Source organism: Burkholderiales bacterium (genome assembly GCA_023511995.1).
Lineage (GTDB): Bacteria > Pseudomonadota > Gammaproteobacteria > Burkholderiales > Thiobacteraceae > Thiobacter.
In genome coordinates this window covers 184,823-201,456 of sequence record JAIMAL010000001.1, presented here as the reverse complement: position 1 = coordinate 201,456, position 16,634 = coordinate 184,823, and the positions used below count along the sequence as shown (strand labels likewise).

18 protein-coding genes are annotated in these 16,634 nt (G+C 65.3%); 12 read left to right on the top strand and 6 right to left on the bottom strand.

All coding sequences use genetic code 11. The features are described from left to right. Nucleotides 1-7 precede the first annotated feature (7 nt). The gene (locus K6T56_01010; GenBank protein ID MCL6554920.1) at nt 8-205 is read right to left on the bottom strand and encodes a putative motility protein; all 198 of its coding nucleotides are present in this window, start codon (nt 203-205) and stop codon (nt 8-10) included. Between the two features lie 121 nt (nt 206-326). Here K6T56_01010 and polX point away from each other — a divergent pair, with 121 nt between their 5' ends. Beyond that, nucleotides 327-2,054, top strand: a complete 1,728-nt coding sequence (gene polX / locus K6T56_01005) for a DNA polymerase/3'-5' exonuclease PolX (GenBank protein ID MCL6554919.1) — start codon at nt 327-329, stop codon at nt 2,052-2,054. Nucleotides 2,055-2,114: 60 nt separating this feature from the next. On the opposite strand, the gene K6T56_01000 is transcribed toward polX, so the two are convergent. From K6T56_01000 to K6T56_00985, 4 genes are read right to left on the bottom strand one after another with little or no spacing between them, the layout of a single operon-like run. Next, on the bottom strand, nt 2,115-2,981 hold the full coding sequence (locus K6T56_01000) for a decaprenyl-phosphate phosphoribosyltransferase (GenBank protein ID MCL6554918.1): 867 nt from the start codon (nt 2,979-2,981) through the stop codon (nt 2,115-2,117). Nucleotides 2,982-2,985: 4 nt separating this feature from the next. Continuing rightward, nucleotides 2,986-4,509 carry a glycosyltransferase family 39 protein gene (locus tag K6T56_00995; protein ID MCL6554917.1) on the bottom strand — a complete coding sequence of 508 codons (1,524 nt, stop codon included), beginning with the start codon at nt 4,507-4,509 and terminating at the stop codon, nt 2,986-2,988. Then, entirely contained in the window at nt 4,506-6,170 is a 1,665-nt protein-coding gene (locus K6T56_00990; protein ID MCL6554916.1) for a hypothetical protein, read from the bottom strand. Before K6T56_00990 ends, K6T56_00995 begins: the two co-directional genes overlap by 4 nt. 4 nt (nt 6,171-6,174) lie before the next feature. Beyond that, nucleotides 6,175-7,392 (bottom strand): hypothetical protein, encoded by a 1,218-nt coding sequence (locus tag K6T56_00985; GenBank protein ID MCL6554915.1) that lies wholly within the window; start codon nt 7,390-7,392, stop codon nt 6,175-6,177. Nucleotides 7,393-7,529: 137 nt separating this feature from the next. On the opposite strand from K6T56_00985, the gene K6T56_00980 reads away from it, so the two are divergent. Next, nucleotides 7,530-8,534: a ribonuclease Z gene (locus tag K6T56_00980; protein MCL6554914.1), complete on the top strand. Its 1,005-nt coding sequence runs from the start codon at nt 7,530-7,532 to the stop codon at nt 8,532-8,534. Between the two features lie 62 nt (nt 8,535-8,596). Here K6T56_00980 and K6T56_00975 read toward each other — a convergent pair whose 3' ends face one another. After that, the gene (locus K6T56_00975; protein ID MCL6554913.1) at nt 8,597-8,722 is read right to left on the bottom strand and encodes a hypothetical protein; all 126 of its coding nucleotides are present in this window, start codon (nt 8,720-8,722) and stop codon (nt 8,597-8,599) included. 206 nt (nt 8,723-8,928) lie between these two features. Between K6T56_00975 and K6T56_00970 the strand changes: the two genes are divergently transcribed. The 10 genes from K6T56_00970 to queC all read left to right on the top strand — a co-directional run bounded on the left by K6T56_00970 (nt 8,929) and on the right by queC (nt 16,524). Continuing rightward, complete coding sequence (locus tag K6T56_00970; GenBank protein ID MCL6554912.1) at nt 8,929-9,450, top strand: RNA pyrophosphohydrolase; 522 nt, start codon at nt 8,929-8,931, stop codon at nt 9,448-9,450. 64 nt (nt 9,451-9,514) lie between these two features. Further along, nucleotides 9,515-10,111, top strand: coding sequence for a CBS domain-containing protein (locus tag K6T56_00965; GenBank protein MCL6554911.1), 597 nt, complete (start codon nt 9,515-9,517; stop codon nt 10,109-10,111). Between the two features lies 1 nt (nt 10,112). Beyond that, nucleotides 10,113-10,448, top strand: coding sequence for a hypothetical protein (locus tag K6T56_00960; GenBank protein MCL6554910.1), 336 nt, complete (start codon nt 10,113-10,115; stop codon nt 10,446-10,448). Between the two features lie 145 nt (nt 10,449-10,593). Then, nucleotides 10,594-11,016 (top strand): rubrerythrin family protein, encoded by a 423-nt coding sequence (locus K6T56_00955; protein MCL6554909.1) that lies wholly within the window; start codon nt 10,594-10,596, stop codon nt 11,014-11,016. A 140-nt stretch (nt 11,017-11,156) separates the two neighbouring features. After that, complete coding sequence (locus K6T56_00950; GenBank protein MCL6554908.1) at nt 11,157-12,488, top strand: Fe-S oxidoreductase; 1,332 nt, start codon at nt 11,157-11,159, stop codon at nt 12,486-12,488. A 16-nt stretch (nt 12,489-12,504) separates the two neighbouring features. Beyond that, a complete protein-coding gene (locus K6T56_00945) occupies nt 12,505-13,089 on the top strand; it encodes a DUF3501 family protein (GenBank protein ID MCL6554907.1) in 585 nt (194 codons plus the stop codon). 114 nt (nt 13,090-13,203) lie between these two features. Further along, complete coding sequence (locus tag K6T56_00940; protein MCL6554906.1) at nt 13,204-14,394, top strand: cyclopropane-fatty-acyl-phospholipid synthase family protein; 1,191 nt, start codon at nt 13,204-13,206, stop codon at nt 14,392-14,394. Nucleotides 14,395-14,634: 240 nt separating this feature from the next. Continuing rightward, the gene (locus K6T56_00935; protein ID MCL6554905.1) at nt 14,635-15,156 is read left to right on the top strand and encodes a CNP1-like family protein; all 522 of its coding nucleotides are present in this window, start codon (nt 14,635-14,637) and stop codon (nt 15,154-15,156) included. Then, nucleotides 15,153-15,809: a 7-carboxy-7-deazaguanine synthase QueE gene (gene queE, locus K6T56_00930; GenBank protein MCL6554904.1), complete on the top strand. Its 657-nt coding sequence runs from the start codon at nt 15,153-15,155 to the stop codon at nt 15,807-15,809. The genes K6T56_00935 and queE overlap by 4 nt, the downstream gene beginning before the upstream one ends. Nucleotides 15,810-15,843: 34 nt before the next feature. Continuing rightward, nucleotides 15,844-16,524 (top strand): 7-cyano-7-deazaguanine synthase QueC, encoded by a 681-nt coding sequence (gene queC / locus K6T56_00925; protein MCL6554903.1) that lies wholly within the window; start codon nt 15,844-15,846, stop codon nt 16,522-16,524. The last annotated feature ends 110 nt before the right edge of the window (nt 16,525-16,634 follow it).

Genomic DNA, 16,634 nt, shown 5'->3' with positions numbered 1-16,634 from the left:
CGCCGATTCAGGCGCGGGTGTCGATGTTCTGGCCGAGATGCGGGGGATTGCTGGCCGCCACCGGCTGCGGCTGCGGCACGGCCTTGAGGAGCGCCAACGCGCTTGCCGCCTCCATCTGCAGGGCCTTCTTCAGCACCAGCACCTGGCGTTCCGCCGCCAGCGGATCGCTCACCGCACCGCCCACGATGGACGAAGACACTTCCATGGTTCACCTCCACGCGACAAAACCATTATCGTCCCCCGCCGGAGAATGCGGTAGCCCCGGGCGCAACCCCGAACGTAGCCCACCCCCGTACCGCGGCCCCGGCTCCTGCTAGACTGAAGCCATGCCCATCCACAATGCTGACATCGCCGCCATCTTCGAGGAGATCGCGGACCTCCTGGAAATCCAGGACGCCAATCCCTTCCGCGTGCGTGCCTACCGTAACGCGGCCCGCACCATCGGCGAATACGGCCGCGAAGTGGCGGAAATCCTCGCTGGCGGCGGCAAGCTGCCGAAGCTGCCGGGTATCGGCGCCGACCTCGCCGCCAAGATCGAGGAGATCGCCACCACCGGCCGTTCCCGTTTCCTCGAGGAACTGCGCGCCCAACTGCCACCCACCATCACCCAGCTTTTATCCATCCCCGGTCTTGGGCCCAAGCGGGTGAAGATGCTCTACGACAGCCTGCAGGTGGAGACCCTGGACCAGCTCGCCAAGGCCGCGGAAGCCGGACGCATCCGCGAACTGCCGGGCTTTGGCGAAAAGACCGAGCGCGCCATCCTGGAGGCGATTCGCGCCCATGCCTCACAAAGCCGACGCTATTCCATCGCCGTGGCCACCCAGTACGCCCAATCCCTGGTGGCCCACCTGCGCAAGGGGCCGGGCGTGCGGCAGGCGGTGGTGGCGGGCAGCTTCCGTCGGGCAAAAGAGACGGTGGGCGATCTCGACATCCTGGTCACGGCGGCAAGCGGCCCGCCGGTGATGACCCATCTGCTCGCCTATGACGAGATCGCCGACGTGCTCTCCCACGGCGAGACCCGTTCCAGCGTGGTGCTGAAAAGCGGCATCCAGGTGGACGTGCGGGTCGTGCCGGAGGAAAGCTTCGGCGCCGCCCTCCACTATTTCACCGGCTCCAAGCCCCACAACATCGCCATCCGCAAGCTGGGTCAGGAACGGGGGCTGAAGATCAACGAATACGGTGTCTTCCGCGGCGAACGGCGCATCGCCGGCGAGACGGAGGAATCCGTCTTCGCGGCCGTGGGTCTGCCCTGGATCCCCCCGGAACTGCGCGAAGACCGCGGCGAAATCGAGGCGGCGCGCGCCGGGCGCCTGCCGCAGCTTGTCGAACTCAAGGCCCTGCGGGGCGACCTGCACGTGCACAGCAAGGCGTCGGATGGCCGCCACACCCTGCGCGAGTTGGCGGAAGAGGCGCACCGCCGCGGCTGGCAGTATCTCGCCATCACCGATCATTCACCGCGCCTTGCCGTCACCCATGGCCTCGATGCCAAGCGCCTCATGCAGCAGATGGAGGAGATCGACCGCCTGAACGAAACGCTGAAGGGCATCCGCCTGCTCAAAGGCATCGAGGTGGACATCTTGGAAGACGGTTCCCTCGATCTCGCCGACAGCCTGCTCAAGGAGCTTGACCTGGTGGTGGCAGCGGTCCACAGTCATTTCAACCTGCCCCGCGAGCAACAGACCCGCCGCATCCTGCGCGCCATGGATCACCCCCACTTCACCCTCCTCGCCCATCCCAGCGGGCGGGAGATCGGCGGCCGCCCGCCCATGGACGTGGACATGGAACGCATCATCCGCCATGCCCGGGAGCGGGGTTGTTACCTGGAGCTCAATGCCCAGCCGGAGCGCCTGGACCTCACCGACATTCACTGTCAGTTGGCAAAAGCGGAAGGCGTGCTGGTGTCCATCAATTCCGACGCCCACACCCTGCTCGACTTCGACCATCTGCGCTTCGGCGTGGGCCAGGCCCGCCGCGGCTGGCTGGAAGCGAAGGACGTGCTCAACACCCGCAGCCTCAAGGAACTGCTGCCGATATTGAAGAAAACCATGGGATGAAACGGAACGCATCAGCCCCACGGGGCGATCACGCCCCTGGCGGGCATGCCGTGGGTCCCCCTACGCAATGAACCAGAGGGTGAGGGCCAGCCAGGCGACGAAGGTGGAAAGCATGTGGGGGTCGAGGAGAAGCTCCGCGGCGGGGTCCTCGCCACGCTGGCGGTGATGCAGCAGGTGGATGTAGCGGAAGATGCCGTAGAGCACGAGGGGAACGGTGTAGATGAGGTGGCTTGTGCCGTGGCGCGCGACGGTCTCCGGACTCACGGTGTAGAGGCTGTAGCTCATCACCACGCCGGCCGCCGCCACCGACAGCATGTGATCCAGAAGCTCCGGTCCATAATGCGCCAGCACCCTGCGGCTGCCCTGCCCTTCGCCTAAGGCCGCCCATTCCGCCCGCCGCTTGGCGAAACCGAGAAACAGGGTGAGGAAAAGCCCGGTGAGCAATAGCCACTGGGAAGGCGCAATGCCCACGCCCAACGTCCCGGCGAGGATACGCAACATGAAGCCGGCGGCGATGAGGAATACATCGAGAATCACCACCTGCTTGAGACCGCCGGAGTAGGCGAGATTGATCACGCAGTAGGCGGCCACCAGCCACAACACGGTGGAGGACACCCAGGCCGCGACAGCCGCCGCCAGCGTGGCCGAAAGCGCCGCCACAGCGAGGGCTACCGGCACACTCACTGCACCACTCGCCAGGGGCCGGTGACGTTTGACGGGATGGCGGCGGTCGGCTTCCCGGTCGGCCAGGTCGTTCATGACATAGATGGCACTGGCCATGAAACTGAAAGCCAGCGCCGCCCCCACCACCCGCAGCACCAGGTCCCCATCGCCCCAGGCATGGGAAAACAACAGGCCGGTGAAGACGAAAACGTTCTTCACCCACTGACGGGGCCGCAGCAGCCGGATGAGATCGTAAGCACGCATGGCTCTAGCGGCGACAAGCTTCGGCCGGGAAATACCGCTCGCAGAAATAACAGCGCGCCATGGGCAGGAAACGGGGGATGGCGTAATACTTCTCCTTCACCGCCCGCAACACCTGCTGCCGATAGCGGGCATAGTCGAAGCCTTGCCCCAGCACGAGATAAAAGCGTGCCCCGGCCACGGTGAAATCCTGGAAAGTCACACTGCGGAAGTAGGGGCCGAACTTGTCGAACTCCGGCTCCTTCTTGAGCAGGATGAGGATGTTCTTGCCGTCGAGGGCGCGGAAATCGGTCATGATATCGTCATGACGCGCATGGCTCGACGCCTCGCCGAAAACGATGAACTCACGGCGGGCATGGTAGGACATGATGGCGGACGCTGAATAACCATCGGTGGCGAACACGTAGCGATCGGCGAAGGGGTTGAGCTCGGCGAGGATGAGCTGCGGGCGCAGCATGAGCACCATGCCGTCGTATTTGCTCCAGCGCTGGAAGGTCTCCAGGGGGAGCAGGGCGAAAAGCACGATGAGGAGCAGATGCACGCCGCTCAAGCCCACCATGAAGCGCAACGCCCGGCGCAGCCGTGCCGCATCGAGCCGCCACGCGGCGAAGAGGAAAAAGAAGGCGTAGAAGGAAAGCAGCCAATGCAGGCCGATCACCTTGACCAAAGACAGCACGGCGAACACCCCGTAGGGCACGCCGAAAAGCAAGCCGAAAAACCGTGACGGGGAATCCACCGGCTGGCTACGCGAGCGAAACAGATCGAGAAGAAGGGGCGGGGTCAGAAGATAGACGAGCGCGGCCGCATACAGGAGCGGGCGGGAGGGGGCGAAGCCGGCATCGCCATGCCGGTTGAAGACGTTGAACATGATGTTCGCCCAGCAATGGGTGGCGTTCCAGTACAGGCTGAGGGCAAGGAAAGGCAGCGTTGCCAGAAGGAGCCAGAGGAAATTCCGGTTGCGCCGGGCATCGCGGGGACCGGTGAGCCAAAGGAGCCCGTAGGCGAGAAGGAGCAGGGCGGCGAAATACTTGGACAGGAACGCAAGCCCCAGCCACACCCCTGCCCATACGTAGTGGGCGCGTACCCCGCTCTGCTCGCCGCGCCAGAGGAAGGCCGCGGAAAAGAAGCTGGCAACGATGAGGGGCGTGTCGGTGGTGAGGAGGACGTTGAACAGGCTCACCGGCGCGGCGAGGTAGAGGAGCGCGGCCAGCGCGGCTTTCTCCTCGTCGGTGTCGCGCAGCAACCGGTAAATGCCCCAGGCCACCAAAAGCGAAGCCAGCACCGCCGGCAGCCGCACCCACCACTCGGCATCCGAAAACAGAAGGAGCAGGGAGGCGAGCCATCCCACCATGGGGGGATGGTCGTAGAAGCCCAGATCGGGATGCCGGCCCCAGATGAGGAAATAAGCTTCGTCCCCCGACATGGGGGCGACGGCGGCAAGGATCAGCTTGAAGGCGAAAGCGAAAACGAAGGCAGCGGGTAAAAACCGCCCGAAATCGCTCACCGCCTTCACCTCTTTTCCGCCCGTCATGGCTCTCCTCCTGCCCTGAGCAGGCGGAAGCGCTCTTTCTTCTCATTGGGGCGTCCCCCTTCCCACAGGATCACCCAGCCCGGCCCGGGCCGGGTTTCGACGGTGCGCGGGTCCCATTGCAGCAGGAAAAGATCGCACTCGAGCCCCTGGAAATCCTCCACGGGACGCACCAGGACCCCCGCGTGGTAATCCAAAAGCGCCCGATGGGCCGGGCTGAGCCCCGCGCCGGCGATGCAGGTGTAATGCGCAGGGAGGTGCTGCCGAAGTTCCGCGAAGACGCGGGCATAGCTGCGGTTGTGGTCGAGCCAGGGGAGCCACAGGGTCGCAAGCAGTCCCCAGAAGAGGGTGATGCCCGCCGCCCAGTGGACCGCCGCACGCCGGCCGGAGCGGAAGGAACGGCGCAGGGGCATCAGCCAAAAGGCGGTGAGGAACACCGCCACGAGGAAAGGCAGCCAGGAGAAGCCGGGCACGAAGCCCGGCGCCAGCTTCAGCAGGTGGGCGGAGAAGCGGGCCGGCACGCCCGTCACGAGGGCAAACCAGCCCACCCAGAGGAAGATCGCCGCCGCGCCGAAGCCCATGATGCCAAACCAGCCCAAGGCATTGGCCGCGCCCCGGCGCAGGGTATCGATGCCGGCGGCGGCGAGCAAGGCCAGGGGCAGCAGCAAAGGCAGGGCGAGGGTATCGTTACGCTCCCCTACGGTGGCCAGGAAAACCAGCATCACCGCGAGGAAGGCGAGGGGCAACTGGTAGCGCGGCTCCGCAAGGAGCTTGCGCCGGTAGCCCCACAGGGTCCACGCGGCAAGGGGCAGTGCGGGCCAGGCAAACCAGGTCAAAAGCTCCAGATACCAGGCCAACTGCGCGGCGAGGACAGAGGGCGAGAGCAGATGGAGGTGAGGGGCACTTTCCCGCCAGAAGAGCGCGAGGGCCTCCGGTGCATGGCGGGCCAGCCAAACCGGCCAGACAAAAAGCCAGGGGGAAGCGGCAGCAAGCGCCATCCCCAGCCCCTTCAGGTAGGCGCGATTGCGCCAGGCGGGAAAGGAGAAAAGCAGAAGCGCCATGGCGAGGAGGAGGGCAAGCGGCGTCACCCCGCCGGCGAGGAACGCCATGCCCCACCCCTGACCCAGGACCAGCCCTCCCCACAGGGGCGCGCGCAGGATGAGGGCAAAGCCCGCCAGCGCCACGGCACAGGCGGCAAGGACGGCTACCTCCGGCTGCATCTCGTGGCCATTGGTGAGCAGGCCCACGCAACCCAGGAGAATCACCACCGTCGGCCGCCCCATGCCCTGTCCCAGGGTGAGCCGCCCAGCCACGCCCATGCCGAGGAAAGCGAGGGCCATAAAAAAGCCGGTGGCAAGGCGCGCCGCATCATGGACGGGCAACAGGCCAGCGAAAAGCTTCGCCGACAACGCCGCCACCCAGAAATAAAGCGGGCCGTGGCTTAAGGTGATTTCCCCGGCATTGGTGGGGATGAGCCACTCTCCCCGCGTGAGCATGGCATGGATGACGCCGAAGGTGGCGGCATCGCGGGGCTTCCACGGATCATGCCCCACCAGGCCCGGAATCAGCCAGGCGGCGGCCAGCGCCAGCAGCAGGACGAGCTTGCTGGTCTCCGATTGCTCGGCCGCTTTCGCGAAGGACCCGCGCGCGGTGAAGGGAATCATCGCCTCAGGCATTAGCGGCGGCCGCCACCGCCGGGGGGATGCGCTCGATCAGGCGGGGATCGAAGGGCTTGGGCAGGATGTAGTCGCGCCCGAAGCTGAGACACGTCAGGCCGTAGGCGGCCAGCACCTCGGTGGGAACGGGCTCGTGCGCGAGATCAGCGAGCGCCTTCACCGCCGCGATGAGCATGGGCCGGCTGATACGCTTCGCCCGCGCATCCAGCGCCCCGCGGAAGATGAAGGGAAAGCCGAGGACATTGTTCACCTGGTTCGGATAATCGGAACGGCCCGTGGCCATGACGAGATCGTCGCGCACGGCGTGGGCCGCCTCCGGGCGGATTTCCGGATCGGGGTTGGCGAGGGCGAACACCACTGGTCTTTCCGCCATGCTGCGCACCATTTCGGGAGTGACCAGATTGGGCCCCGACACGCCGACGAAGACATCCGCCCCCACCATGGCTTCGGCCAGGGTGCGCTTGTCGGTATCACGGGCAAAAGCGCGCTTGTAGGGGTTGAGATCGGTGCGGCCGCTGTGGATCACCCCCTTGCTGTCGACGACGAGAATGTTCTCCGCCCTCGCCCCCATCGCCACAAGCAGGTTCATGGAGGCCAGTCCCGCCGCCCCCGCGCCCAGACAGACGATGCGCACCTCGTTAAGCCGTTTGCCCTGCACCTCCAGGGCGTTGATGAGCCCGGCGCAGATGATCACCGCGGTGCCGTGCTGGTCGTCGTGGAAGACAGGGATGTCCAGCCGCTCCGCCAGCGCCTTCTCGATCTCGAAACAGTGGGGTGCAGCGATGTCCTCCAGATTGATGCCGCCGAAGGTGGGGGCGATGGCCACCACCGTTTCGATGAAGTGTGCCGGGGAGTGCGCCTTGACCTCGATGTCATAGACATCGATGTCGGCGAAGCGCTTGAACAGCACCGCCTTGCCCTCCATCACGGGCTTGGCCGCCAGCGGCCCCAGATTGCCCAACCCCAGGATGGCGCTGCCATCGGAAATCACCGCAACCAGGTTGCCCTTGTTGGTGTAGCGGTAGGCGGCATCGGGATCGCGGGCGATCTCCCGCACCGGTTCCGCCACGCCGGGGCTGTAGGCGAGGGTGAGATCGGCAGCGGTGGCGCAGGCCTTGGTCGGGGTGACGGAAAGTTTCCCCGGACGCGGCAGGGCATGATAGGCCAGCGCGGCTTCGCGCAGGCTTGAAGGGGCTTCCGACTTGCTCATGGCAACACTCGCATGGACAAAGGCGTCATTTTAGCCGCCGCCGGCGGGCCCGGCCAGAAAACCCCGGGACTTGCAGGCTCCGGCTACAATCGGCGGCAGGCGGCCCCGTGCGGCCGGTGCGCAACCCAGGACAAAGCATGCGTCCCCTCTTCCATCCCCAGTTGGTGAACGATCCCTTCGGGGATCCGGCGCTCTACATCGACTGCCTCTTCGAGCGCCGCGCCCTGCTCTTCGATCTGGGCGAGATCCGGGTGCTTGCCCCCCGCAAGCTGATGCGGCTGTCCCACGTCTTCGTCTCCCATGCCCACATGGACCATTTCATGGGCTTCGACTGGCTGCTGCGCATTGTGCTGGCACGGGACCGGGACCTGCATCTCTTCGGCCCGCCCGGTTTCATTGCCCAGGTGGAACACAAGCTCGCCGCCTACACCTGGAACCTGGTGCACAACTACGCCACGCCGCTGACCCTCCACGTCACCGAGGTGGAGCCGGGCAAAAGCGCCCGCCGCGCCACCTTCCGCTGCCGGAATGCCTTCCGGCGGGAGAACGAAACGGCGCTTCCCCCCTCCGACGTGCTCCTTGCCGAGCCCCTCTTTCGCGTGCGCGCCACCCTCCTCGATCACCGCACGCCCTGTCTTGCCTTCGCCCTGGAGGAAAGCCTCCACGTCAACGTCTGGAAAAACCGGCTGCTTGAGCAAGGGCTCGCCCCGGGACCGTGGCTGGCCGTAGCCAAACGGGCCGCCATCGAGGGCAGGCCGGATGACAGCCCCATTTCCGCCCAGGGGACGGACGGCCGCATCCACACCCTGCCCCTTGGTGTGCTGCGGCAGGAGGTCTTCCGCGTGGTACCGGGCCAGAAAATCGCTTACGTGACCGATGCCGTGTATCACGGCGACAACGCCGAGCGCATCATCGCCCTCGCCCGGGGAGCCGACTGGCTCTTCATCGAAAGCCCCTTCCTCGACGAGAAGGCAGAACGCGCCAGAGAGCGCTGTCACCTCACCGCCCGCCAGGCGGGGGAACTGGCGCGGGCGGCGGGTGTGAAACAGGTGATCCCCTTCCACTTCTCCCCCATCTATCGCGGCAAGGAGGATCTGCTGCGGGCGGAGCTGGAAGGCGCCTTCCGCGGCGAAGGCGCCTGAGGCCCCTCTAGCGGCGGCGCAAGGTCAGGCAGATGCGGCCGGCTCCCGCATCCTCCCGGCGCTCAAGGGGAAGGAAGCGTTCGATGAGCCACAAGGCCGTCTGCGCGTGCAGGGAAAGCTGCGGCGCGAAGGTTGAAGACGCGAATTCGCCTGCGACAAACCGCGGCAAGCGCCACCGCGGTGCGCAAAAGCTGCCCGCCCCCCTCGCCCCAGGCACCGTCGATTTCGAGCCAGTCTTCGCCCTACATGGGGCAAGGGTAACGTGAAACGGGAAGCCCGTGGACGAACGAATGCACAAGCCGCCGGTCTGAGCCTGCAGGCCCCGTGTTCCACGCGACTTTAATCCCCACACGAATTGTGGAACAATCGGGATTATTGGAATGAGGATTTGGCAATGATCGACCGTGACGGCTATCGCCCGAACGTCGGCATCATCCTGGCCAACGCCAAAGACGAGGTCTTCTGGGGCAAGCGCATCCGGGAACACGCCTGGCAGTTTCCCCAGGGCGGCATCCGCCGGGGGGAAACCCCGGAGCAGGCCATGTACCGCGAGCTTTACGAGGAGGTCGGCCTGCGTCCAGAGCATGTCCGCATCCTGGGCCGGACCCGCGACTGGCTGCGCTACGAGGTGCCGACCCAATGGGTACGCCGCGAATGGCGCGGCACCTACAAGGGGCAAAAACAAATCTGGTTTTTGCTGCGACTGATCGGACGGGACTGCGATGTCTCCCTGCGCGCCACCGAGCACCCGGAATTCGATGCCTGGCGCTGGCACGACTACTGGGTGCCACTGGACAGCGTGATCGAGTTCAAGCGGGAGGTCTATCGCCTGGCGCTCACTGAGCTTGCCCCCTATCTCCAGCGGGACAAGCCGCGGCCGCGTCGGTACCCGGGGCCGGCCAAAGCCGGCCTTTGACCTGCCCGTGATCGTCTATGCTGGAAGGGTGTGACGTTGCCCCATCGGGGAGAAAGGAGCACCCATGCTCAGCGAATTCCATCCGCTTCCCCGCCACCGGCTGGATGCCGGGGCGGGACTGGTGCGCAGTGACCGCCACGCCTATCAGCAGACGCGACTGACCGACCCCGCCCTCATGGTCATGACCGATCTGCGGGTGGTGCCGCCGGTCACCATTGGGCCCGACGTCTCCCTGGAAGAGGCCCACCAGCACATGATGCAGCGGGGCGTGCGTCTGCTTTTCGTGGTGGACGGGGAGGATCACCTCCTGGGACTCATCACCGCCACCGACATCCTCGGCGAAAAACCCCTGCAGCACATCGAACGCCATGGCGGCAGGCGGGAGGACATCCGCGTCCGGGACATCATGACCCCCCACGACGAGCTCGATGCGTTAAGCCTTGCCGACGTCCTCCGCGCCCGGGTGGGGGACGTGGTGGCCACCCTGCAGGCCTGCGGGCGCCAGCACGCCTTGGTGGTGGAGCGTCTGGAATCGAGCGGCTGGCAGCAGGTGCGGGGGATTTTCTCCTCCACCCAGATCGCCCGCCAGGTGGGCATGCCCATTCCCCTCGCTCGGCGGGCGGAAACCTTCGCCGAGCTGGAAGCGGCGCTGGGGAAATAAGGTGGCGGCAAGGCCCCGGCGGGCCCCTCCCTGGGCGGCGGCGGAGCCCCTGTGGAAACGGGTGCCCACCCGGGACGAGGCGGGCCGGTATCTCACTGACCTCATCATGTGGGTGCCGGGCCTTCGGGACCGGCCGGAAGCGGTGGGCGCCGCCCTCGAAGCCATCCACCTCGCTCTGCTGCCGGTTCCCGAGGTGGTCTTCGCCGAGTTCAACCTCGCCCGCAACCTCCTCTGGGTCTCCCTGCGGGTGAGGCGCGGCATCACCCTGGAAGTCGCCGCCCGGATCCGGGAACGGCTGCCCGAAGCGCGCCTCATTGGGGAAAAAAGGTTTTTCTGACAACGGGTTGGCCCATGCCTGGGGCCTGCCCGGAAAAGTTTCGTTCCGGCGTTGACATTGCCCGGCGCCGGAACTATACTGCGTTCACAGTTTAGACTTTGTCTAACTGATGAATGGTGTTCATTTCTTGACCAAGGAGAGCAACATGCCCAGCCTGAAAGGTTCCAAAACCTACGAAAACCTGAAGTACGCCTTCGCCGGTGAATCCCAGGCCAACCGCCGTTATCTGTATTTCGCGGCCAAGGCCGACGTGGAGGGCTACAACGACGTGGCCGCCGTGTTCCGCTCCACCGCAGAAGGCGAAACCGGCCATGCCCATGGCCATCTGGAGTACATGGAAGCGGTGGGTGACCCCGCCACCGGCCTGCCCATTGGCTCCACCGCCGACAACCTGAAGGCGGCCATCGCGGGCGAGACCCATGAGTACACCGACATGTACCCCGGCATGGCCAAGACCGCCCGTGAGGAAGGCTTCGACGAAATCGCCGACTGGTTCGAAACCCTGGCGAAAGCCGAGCGTTCCCACGCCAACCGGTTCCAGAAGGCCCTCGACACCCTGGGCTCCTGAAGCCCCGGGGACAGCCCCCTGTGGGGCTGTCAACCGAAGGGCCCGCAGGACGCGGGCCCTTCTGTTGATGGCCATACCCCCTTGACAACGCGCCGCCCGGGAGCTGGCCGCAGACATTTCCCCACACGAAGAGAGCGATCATGACCGTACGCGAAGGCAGCCTGGAAGCCCCCACCCGACACCCCATCGACTGGAAGAATCCGGACTTCTACGACGAGGCCAAGCTCTATCAGGAGCTGGAGCGCGTCTATGACATCTGCCACGGCTGCCGGCGCTGCGTGAGCCTGTGTACGGCCTTCCCCACCCTCTTCGACCTGGTGGACGCGTCGCCCACCATGGAGGTGGACGGCGTGAAAAAGGAGGACTACTGGAAGGTCGTGGACCAGTGCTACCTGTGTGACCTCTGCTTCATGACCAAATGCCCCTACGTGCCCCCCCACGAGTGGAACGTGGATTTTCCCCACCTCATGCTGCGCGCCAAGGCGATCAAGTTCCGCAAGGGCGAGGTGCGTTTCCGCGACAAGCTGCTTTCCTCCACCGACGCGCTGGGGAAACTGGCCACCATTCCCGTGGTGGTGCAGACCGTCAACGCCCTCAACCGCAACGGTCCAGCGCGCCGCGTCATGGACAGCGTGCTCGGCATCCACAAGGATCGGGTGCTGCCCGAATATAGCCCCGCCCGGTTCCGCGCCCATGCCCGTCCCCGGGACGACTTCCCGGTCAAAGACGGCCAGCGCACCCCGGGCAAGGTGGCCATCTACGCCACCTGTTACGTCAACTACAACGAACCGGGCATCGGCCATGACCTGCTGAAAATCCTGGAGCACAACGAGATTCCGGTGCGCCTGGTGGAAAAGGAGGCCTGCTGCGGCATGCCTAAGCTGGAACTGGGCGATCTGGATGCGGTGGCGCAGCTTGCCCAAACCAACATTCCGCATCTTGCCAGACTGGCGCGGGAGGGCTATGCCATCCTCACCGCCGTGCCTTCCTGCACGCTGATGTACAAGCAGGAGCTGCCCCTCATGTTCCCGGACGATGCCGACGTCAAGGCGGTGCAGGAAGCGATGTTCGACCCCTTCGAATATCTGGTGCTGCGCCGGCTCGATGGTCTGCTCAAGACCGACTTCAAGAAACCCCTGGGCAAGGTCTCCTACCACATCCCCTGCCATCTGCGGGTGCAGAACATGGGACAGAAGACCCGCGAGTTACTTCAGCTCGTGCCGGACACGACGATCAACGTGGTGGAACGCTGCTCGGGCCATGACGGCACCTGGGGGGTGAAAAGCGAGTTCTTCGCCAACTCCATGAAGATCGGCAAGCCGGTCTTCCGCGCCATGGCCGAGCCGGGTCCCGATTACGTCTCCTCCGACTGCGCCATCGCCGGCCGCCACATCATGCAGGGCATGGGCGAAGGGACGCGGGCGCAGAAGGCCCATCCCCTCACCCTGCTGCGCATTGCCTACGGACTGTGAACCTGAGGATACCGCCATGCCGAAACTGACCCGAGCCGACCTGCTTTCCCTGGAAGAGTACGCCAAGGCGCGGCCGAAAATCCGCGACAAGGTCATGGCCCACAAGAAAAACCGCACCGTCCACCTGGGCCCTCACATGACCCTCATCTTCGAGGACTCCCTCACCATCAGCTACCAGGTGCAGGAAATGCTGCGTGCCGAGCGCATCTTCGAGGAGGAAGGCATCCAGGACGAGCTCGATGCCTACAACCCCTTGATTCCCGACGGCACCAACTGGAAGGTCACGCAGATGATCGAATACCCCGACCCCGAAGAACGCCTGCGCATGCTGCGGCGTCTCAAGGGCATCGAGGATCGCACCTGGGTGCGGGTCGCGGGATTCGACAAGGTCTATGCCATCGCCGACGAAGACCTGGAGCGGGAAAACGAAGAGAAAACCTCCTCCGTGCATTTCCTCCGCTTCGAACTCACCCCCGCCATGATCGCCGCGGTGAAAAGCGGCGCCGCCATCGGCGTGGGGGTGGATCATCCGGAATACACCGCAGCCGTCGAGCCCCTGCCCGAGGCGGTGCGCGCCTCCATCGCCCAGGACCTCGCCTGAAGACGCGGTGCCGCACCTGAAGGCTTGCGCCCCCTCACGGAATAGGGGCGGGGCCGTTATACTTGGCGTAGCGGTCAAGGCGAGCCATGAGGAGGGAGTATGCTGCAAAGCCAGATGCTCAAGCTGGTAGAGACGCGCCTCAAAAAACACAATCTGCCGGTGGCGCTGGAACTATGGAACGGCCAGTCGCTTGCCCTTGCGCAAACACCGAAGGTGACGGTGCGCATCAACCGGCCCAACGCCCTGCTGCATCTTGCCAACCCGAGTCTCGGCAAGCTCGCCAAGAGCTACGTGGAACGGGACATCGACCTTAGCGGCAGCACGCGCGACATCATCCGCCTTGGGGAATCCCTTTGCGATGACGTCATGTGCGTGGACAAGAAAGGCAGCCGCTTCCTTTCCTGGTGGCGGCACTCCAAGCCGTCCGACCGCAAAAACATCAGCTACCACTACGACGTCTCCAACGATTTTTACGGCCTGTGGCTCGACAAGCGGCGGGTGTATTCCTGCGCCTATTTCCGCACCGCCGACGACACCCTGGAGGTGGCGCAGGAACAGAAGCTGGAACACATCTGCCGCAAGCTCCACTTGAAACCAGGGGAACGCCTCCTCGACATCGGCTGCGGCTGGGGCGGCCTCATCCTCTGGGCCGCCGAGCGTCACGGCGTCCACGCCACGGGCATCACCCTCAGCCAAAACCAGTACGAATACGTGAAGGAACAGATTAGCCGGCAGGGGCTTGCCGGCCGCGTCGAGGTGCACCTCATGGACTACCGGGACGTGCCGGAGAAGGAACCCTTCGACAAGATCGCCTCGGTGGGCATGTTCGAGCACGTGGGGCGCGCCAATCTGGGCAAATATTTCGCCAAGATCCATCGCCTGCTCAAACCCGGCGGCCTGGTCATGAACCATGGCATCACCGCCGCCCAGCGCCACGCCAAGGGGCTCGGCAGCGACATCAGCGAATTCATCGACCAATACGTTTTCCCCGGGGGCGAGCTCGTGCACATCTCCGAAGTGCTGGAAGCCCTCTCGGAACAGGGCCTGGAAACCTGGGACGCCGAATGCCTGCGCCCCCATTACGCGCGCACCCTCTGGCACTGGGTGGAACGACTGGAAGCCAATGCCGCCGAAGCCAAACGGCTGGTGGGGGAGGAGAAATTCCGCATCTGGCAGATTTACATGGCCGGCTCCGCCCACGCCTTCGAGCGCGGCTGGATGTCCCTCTTCCAGGTGCTCGCCGGCAAACCCCTGCCGGACGGCCGTCTCCCCTACCCCCTGACGAGGGAGCACGTCTACGGCTGACAGGGATCAGGCATCAGAGCTCAGGGAGCAGAGAAGGCAATCCAAGGCCCCGTGTCCAAGAGGGGCTGCCTGCTCGGGCAAGCCTGTCGAGTTCCCGGTTCCTGTCCACTGCGGGGGCGCCTTTGCGGCGACTTACCCTTCCTCCGTGGCCTGCGCCTCCTGCGCGTCTGTCGCCTTGGCCCCCGCGGGGCTTTGCGACTCCTGGGGAAACGCTCCCATTGTTTCACGTTAGAATGGGCCATGCGCGCCGTTTTGCTTTGCCTTTCCCTCCTCTTCCTCACCTCGCCTGCCGCGCGGGGGGCGTGGGGTGATTTCGACTTCGAATTCGACAATGAAAAACCCTGGGTGGAGCTGCAGGCCAAGCTACCGGCGTTTCCGGACCTCGACGCGGCGCTGTCGTTTTTCGTTTCCGCCGCCAGCGACAACCGCTTTTTTATCGACCCCGCCTCCCTCTCCGTCGGGGAGGACGACGTGGTGCGCTACACGCTGATCGTGCGCTCACCGGCCGGCGCCACCAACATCACCTTCGAGGGCATCCGCTGCCGCACGCGGGAATTCAAGATCTACGCCTTCGGCCGCAACGGGGAGTGGTCCCGCAATCGTTACGCGCAATGGGCCCCCATCCGTTACCAGGACCGCAACCGCCAGCACCATGTGCTCTACTTCGATTTTTTCTGTCCCGGCGGAATCATCGCCAGGGACGCCGCGGAAATCGTCTTCGCCCTCAAGCGGGGCCGCCATCCGCGGGCGGAGGCGCCATGAAGGTGGATTTTTCCCTGCCCCTGCGGGTGACGGAGATTTTCCATTCGCTGCAGGGGGAGTCCACCCGCGCCGGGCTGCGCACGGTGTTCGTGCGGCTCACCGGTTGTCCCCTGCGCTGCACCTATTGCGACACCGAATATGCTTTCACCGGCGGCCGCACGCTGACCCTCGGCGCAGTGCTGGAGGAGGTGGCCCGCTATGACACACCCTATGTGTGCGTCACCGGCGGCGAGCCGCTCGCACAGAAGCATTGCCTGGCGCTGCTTGCCGCCCTGTGCGAGGCGGGTTACCAGGTCTCGCTGGAAACGAGCGGCGCGCTGGATATTGCACCGGTGGACGAGCGGGTGGCGCGCATCATGGACATCAAGACACCCGATTCGGGCGAAGTGGAAAAAAACCGCTGGGAGAATCTCGCCAGTCTCCGCGCCACGGACGAAGTCAAATTCGTGCTCTGCAGCGAAGCCGATTACCGCTGGGCCTGCGGCGTGATGGAAACGCACGGCCTGGTCGCCCGCTGCCCGGTCCTCTTTTCCCCCGCCTGGGGGAGGCTCGAGCCCCGGCGCCTGGCGGAATGGATGCTGCGGGATAGGGTACCGGCGCGTTTCCAACTTCAGTTGCATAAGATTCTCTGGGGCGGGGAGCCGGGACGCTGAGCCTTTGCACCACCCCCATGGAAATGGAGGACGCTTGAGCCAACGCGACGCCATCGTTTTGCTTTCCGGCGGACTTGATTCCGCCACCACCCTTGCCATCGCCCGCGCGGAGGGTTTCCGCTGCCATTGCCTGTCCGTGGATTACGGTCAACGCCACCGGGCGGAACTCGAGGCGGCCGCGCGCGTGGCCCGCTCCGTCGGCGCCGCCGAACATCGGGTGGTGAGCCTAAACCTCTCCGTCTTCGGCGGCTCCGCCCTCACCGACACGCGTCTTGGCGTGCCCACCGGCGGCAGCGCGCCCGACACCATCCCCATCACTTACGTGCCCGCGCGCAACACCATCCTCCTTTCCCTGGCCCTGGCGTGGGCGGAGGTGCTGGGCGCCCAGGACATTTTCATCGGCGCCAATGCCGTGGATTACCCGGGCTACCCCGACTGCCGGCCGGAATATCTGGCAGCCTTCGAGCGCATGGCAAATCTCGCCACCCGCGCCGCAGTGGAAGGGCGACCCACCCGCATCCACGCGCCCCTCATTGCCCTGACCAAGGCCGACATCATCCGCCGGGGGGTGGCCCTGGGCGTCGATTTCGGCCTCACCGTCTCCTGCTACCAGGCGGACGAAGCGGGGCGCGCCTGCGGCGTCTGCGACGCCTGCCTGTTCCGCCGCAAAGGTTTCGAAGAAGCGGGGCTGCCCGACCCCACCCGTTACGCCTGAGCTGGTACGGACGTACTAAGTCCCGAATTTCATTGGCAAAAACCGGCCGACCCTGCCTTGCCGCGCCCTGCCGGCGGCCGTAAAATCGGTGCATTCAGCCCGGCCCACGG

Coding starts and splice junctions, on each gene's coding strand:
- K6T56_01010 (MCL6554920.1), bottom strand. CDS start 205: ATGGAAGTGTCTTCGTCCATCGTGGGCGGTGCGGTGAGCGATCCGCTG.
- polX (MCL6554919.1), top strand. CDS start 327: ATGCCCATCCACAATGCTGACATCGCCGCCATCTTCGAGGAGATCGCG.
- K6T56_01000 (MCL6554918.1), bottom strand. CDS start 2,981: ATGCGTGCTTACGATCTCATCCGGCTGCTGCGGCCCCGTCAGTGGGTG.
- K6T56_00995 (MCL6554917.1), bottom strand. CDS start 4,509: ATGACGGGCGGAAAAGAGGTGAAGGCGGTGAGCGATTTCGGGCGGTTT.
- K6T56_00990 (MCL6554916.1), bottom strand. CDS start 6,170: ATGATTCCCTTCACCGCGCGCGGGTCCTTCGCGAAAGCGGCCGAGCAA.
- K6T56_00985 (MCL6554915.1), bottom strand. CDS start 7,392: ATGAGCAAGTCGGAAGCCCCTTCAAGCCTGCGCGAAGCCGCGCTGGCC.
- K6T56_00980 (MCL6554914.1), top strand. CDS start 7,530: ATGCGTCCCCTCTTCCATCCCCAGTTGGTGAACGATCCCTTCGGGGAT.
- K6T56_00970 (MCL6554912.1), top strand. CDS start 8,929: ATGATCGACCGTGACGGCTATCGCCCGAACGTCGGCATCATCCTGGCC.
- K6T56_00965 (MCL6554911.1), top strand. CDS start 9,515: ATGCTCAGCGAATTCCATCCGCTTCCCCGCCACCGGCTGGATGCCGGG.
- K6T56_00955 (MCL6554909.1), top strand. CDS start 10,594: ATGCCCAGCCTGAAAGGTTCCAAAACCTACGAAAACCTGAAGTACGCC.
- K6T56_00950 (MCL6554908.1), top strand. CDS start 11,157: ATGACCGTACGCGAAGGCAGCCTGGAAGCCCCCACCCGACACCCCATC.
- K6T56_00945 (MCL6554907.1), top strand. CDS start 12,505: ATGCCGAAACTGACCCGAGCCGACCTGCTTTCCCTGGAAGAGTACGCC.
- K6T56_00940 (MCL6554906.1), top strand. CDS start 13,204: ATGCTCAAGCTGGTAGAGACGCGCCTCAAAAAACACAATCTGCCGGTG.
- K6T56_00935 (MCL6554905.1), top strand. CDS start 14,635: ATGCGCGCCGTTTTGCTTTGCCTTTCCCTCCTCTTCCTCACCTCGCCT.
- queE (MCL6554904.1), top strand. CDS start 15,153: ATGAAGGTGGATTTTTCCCTGCCCCTGCGGGTGACGGAGATTTTCCAT.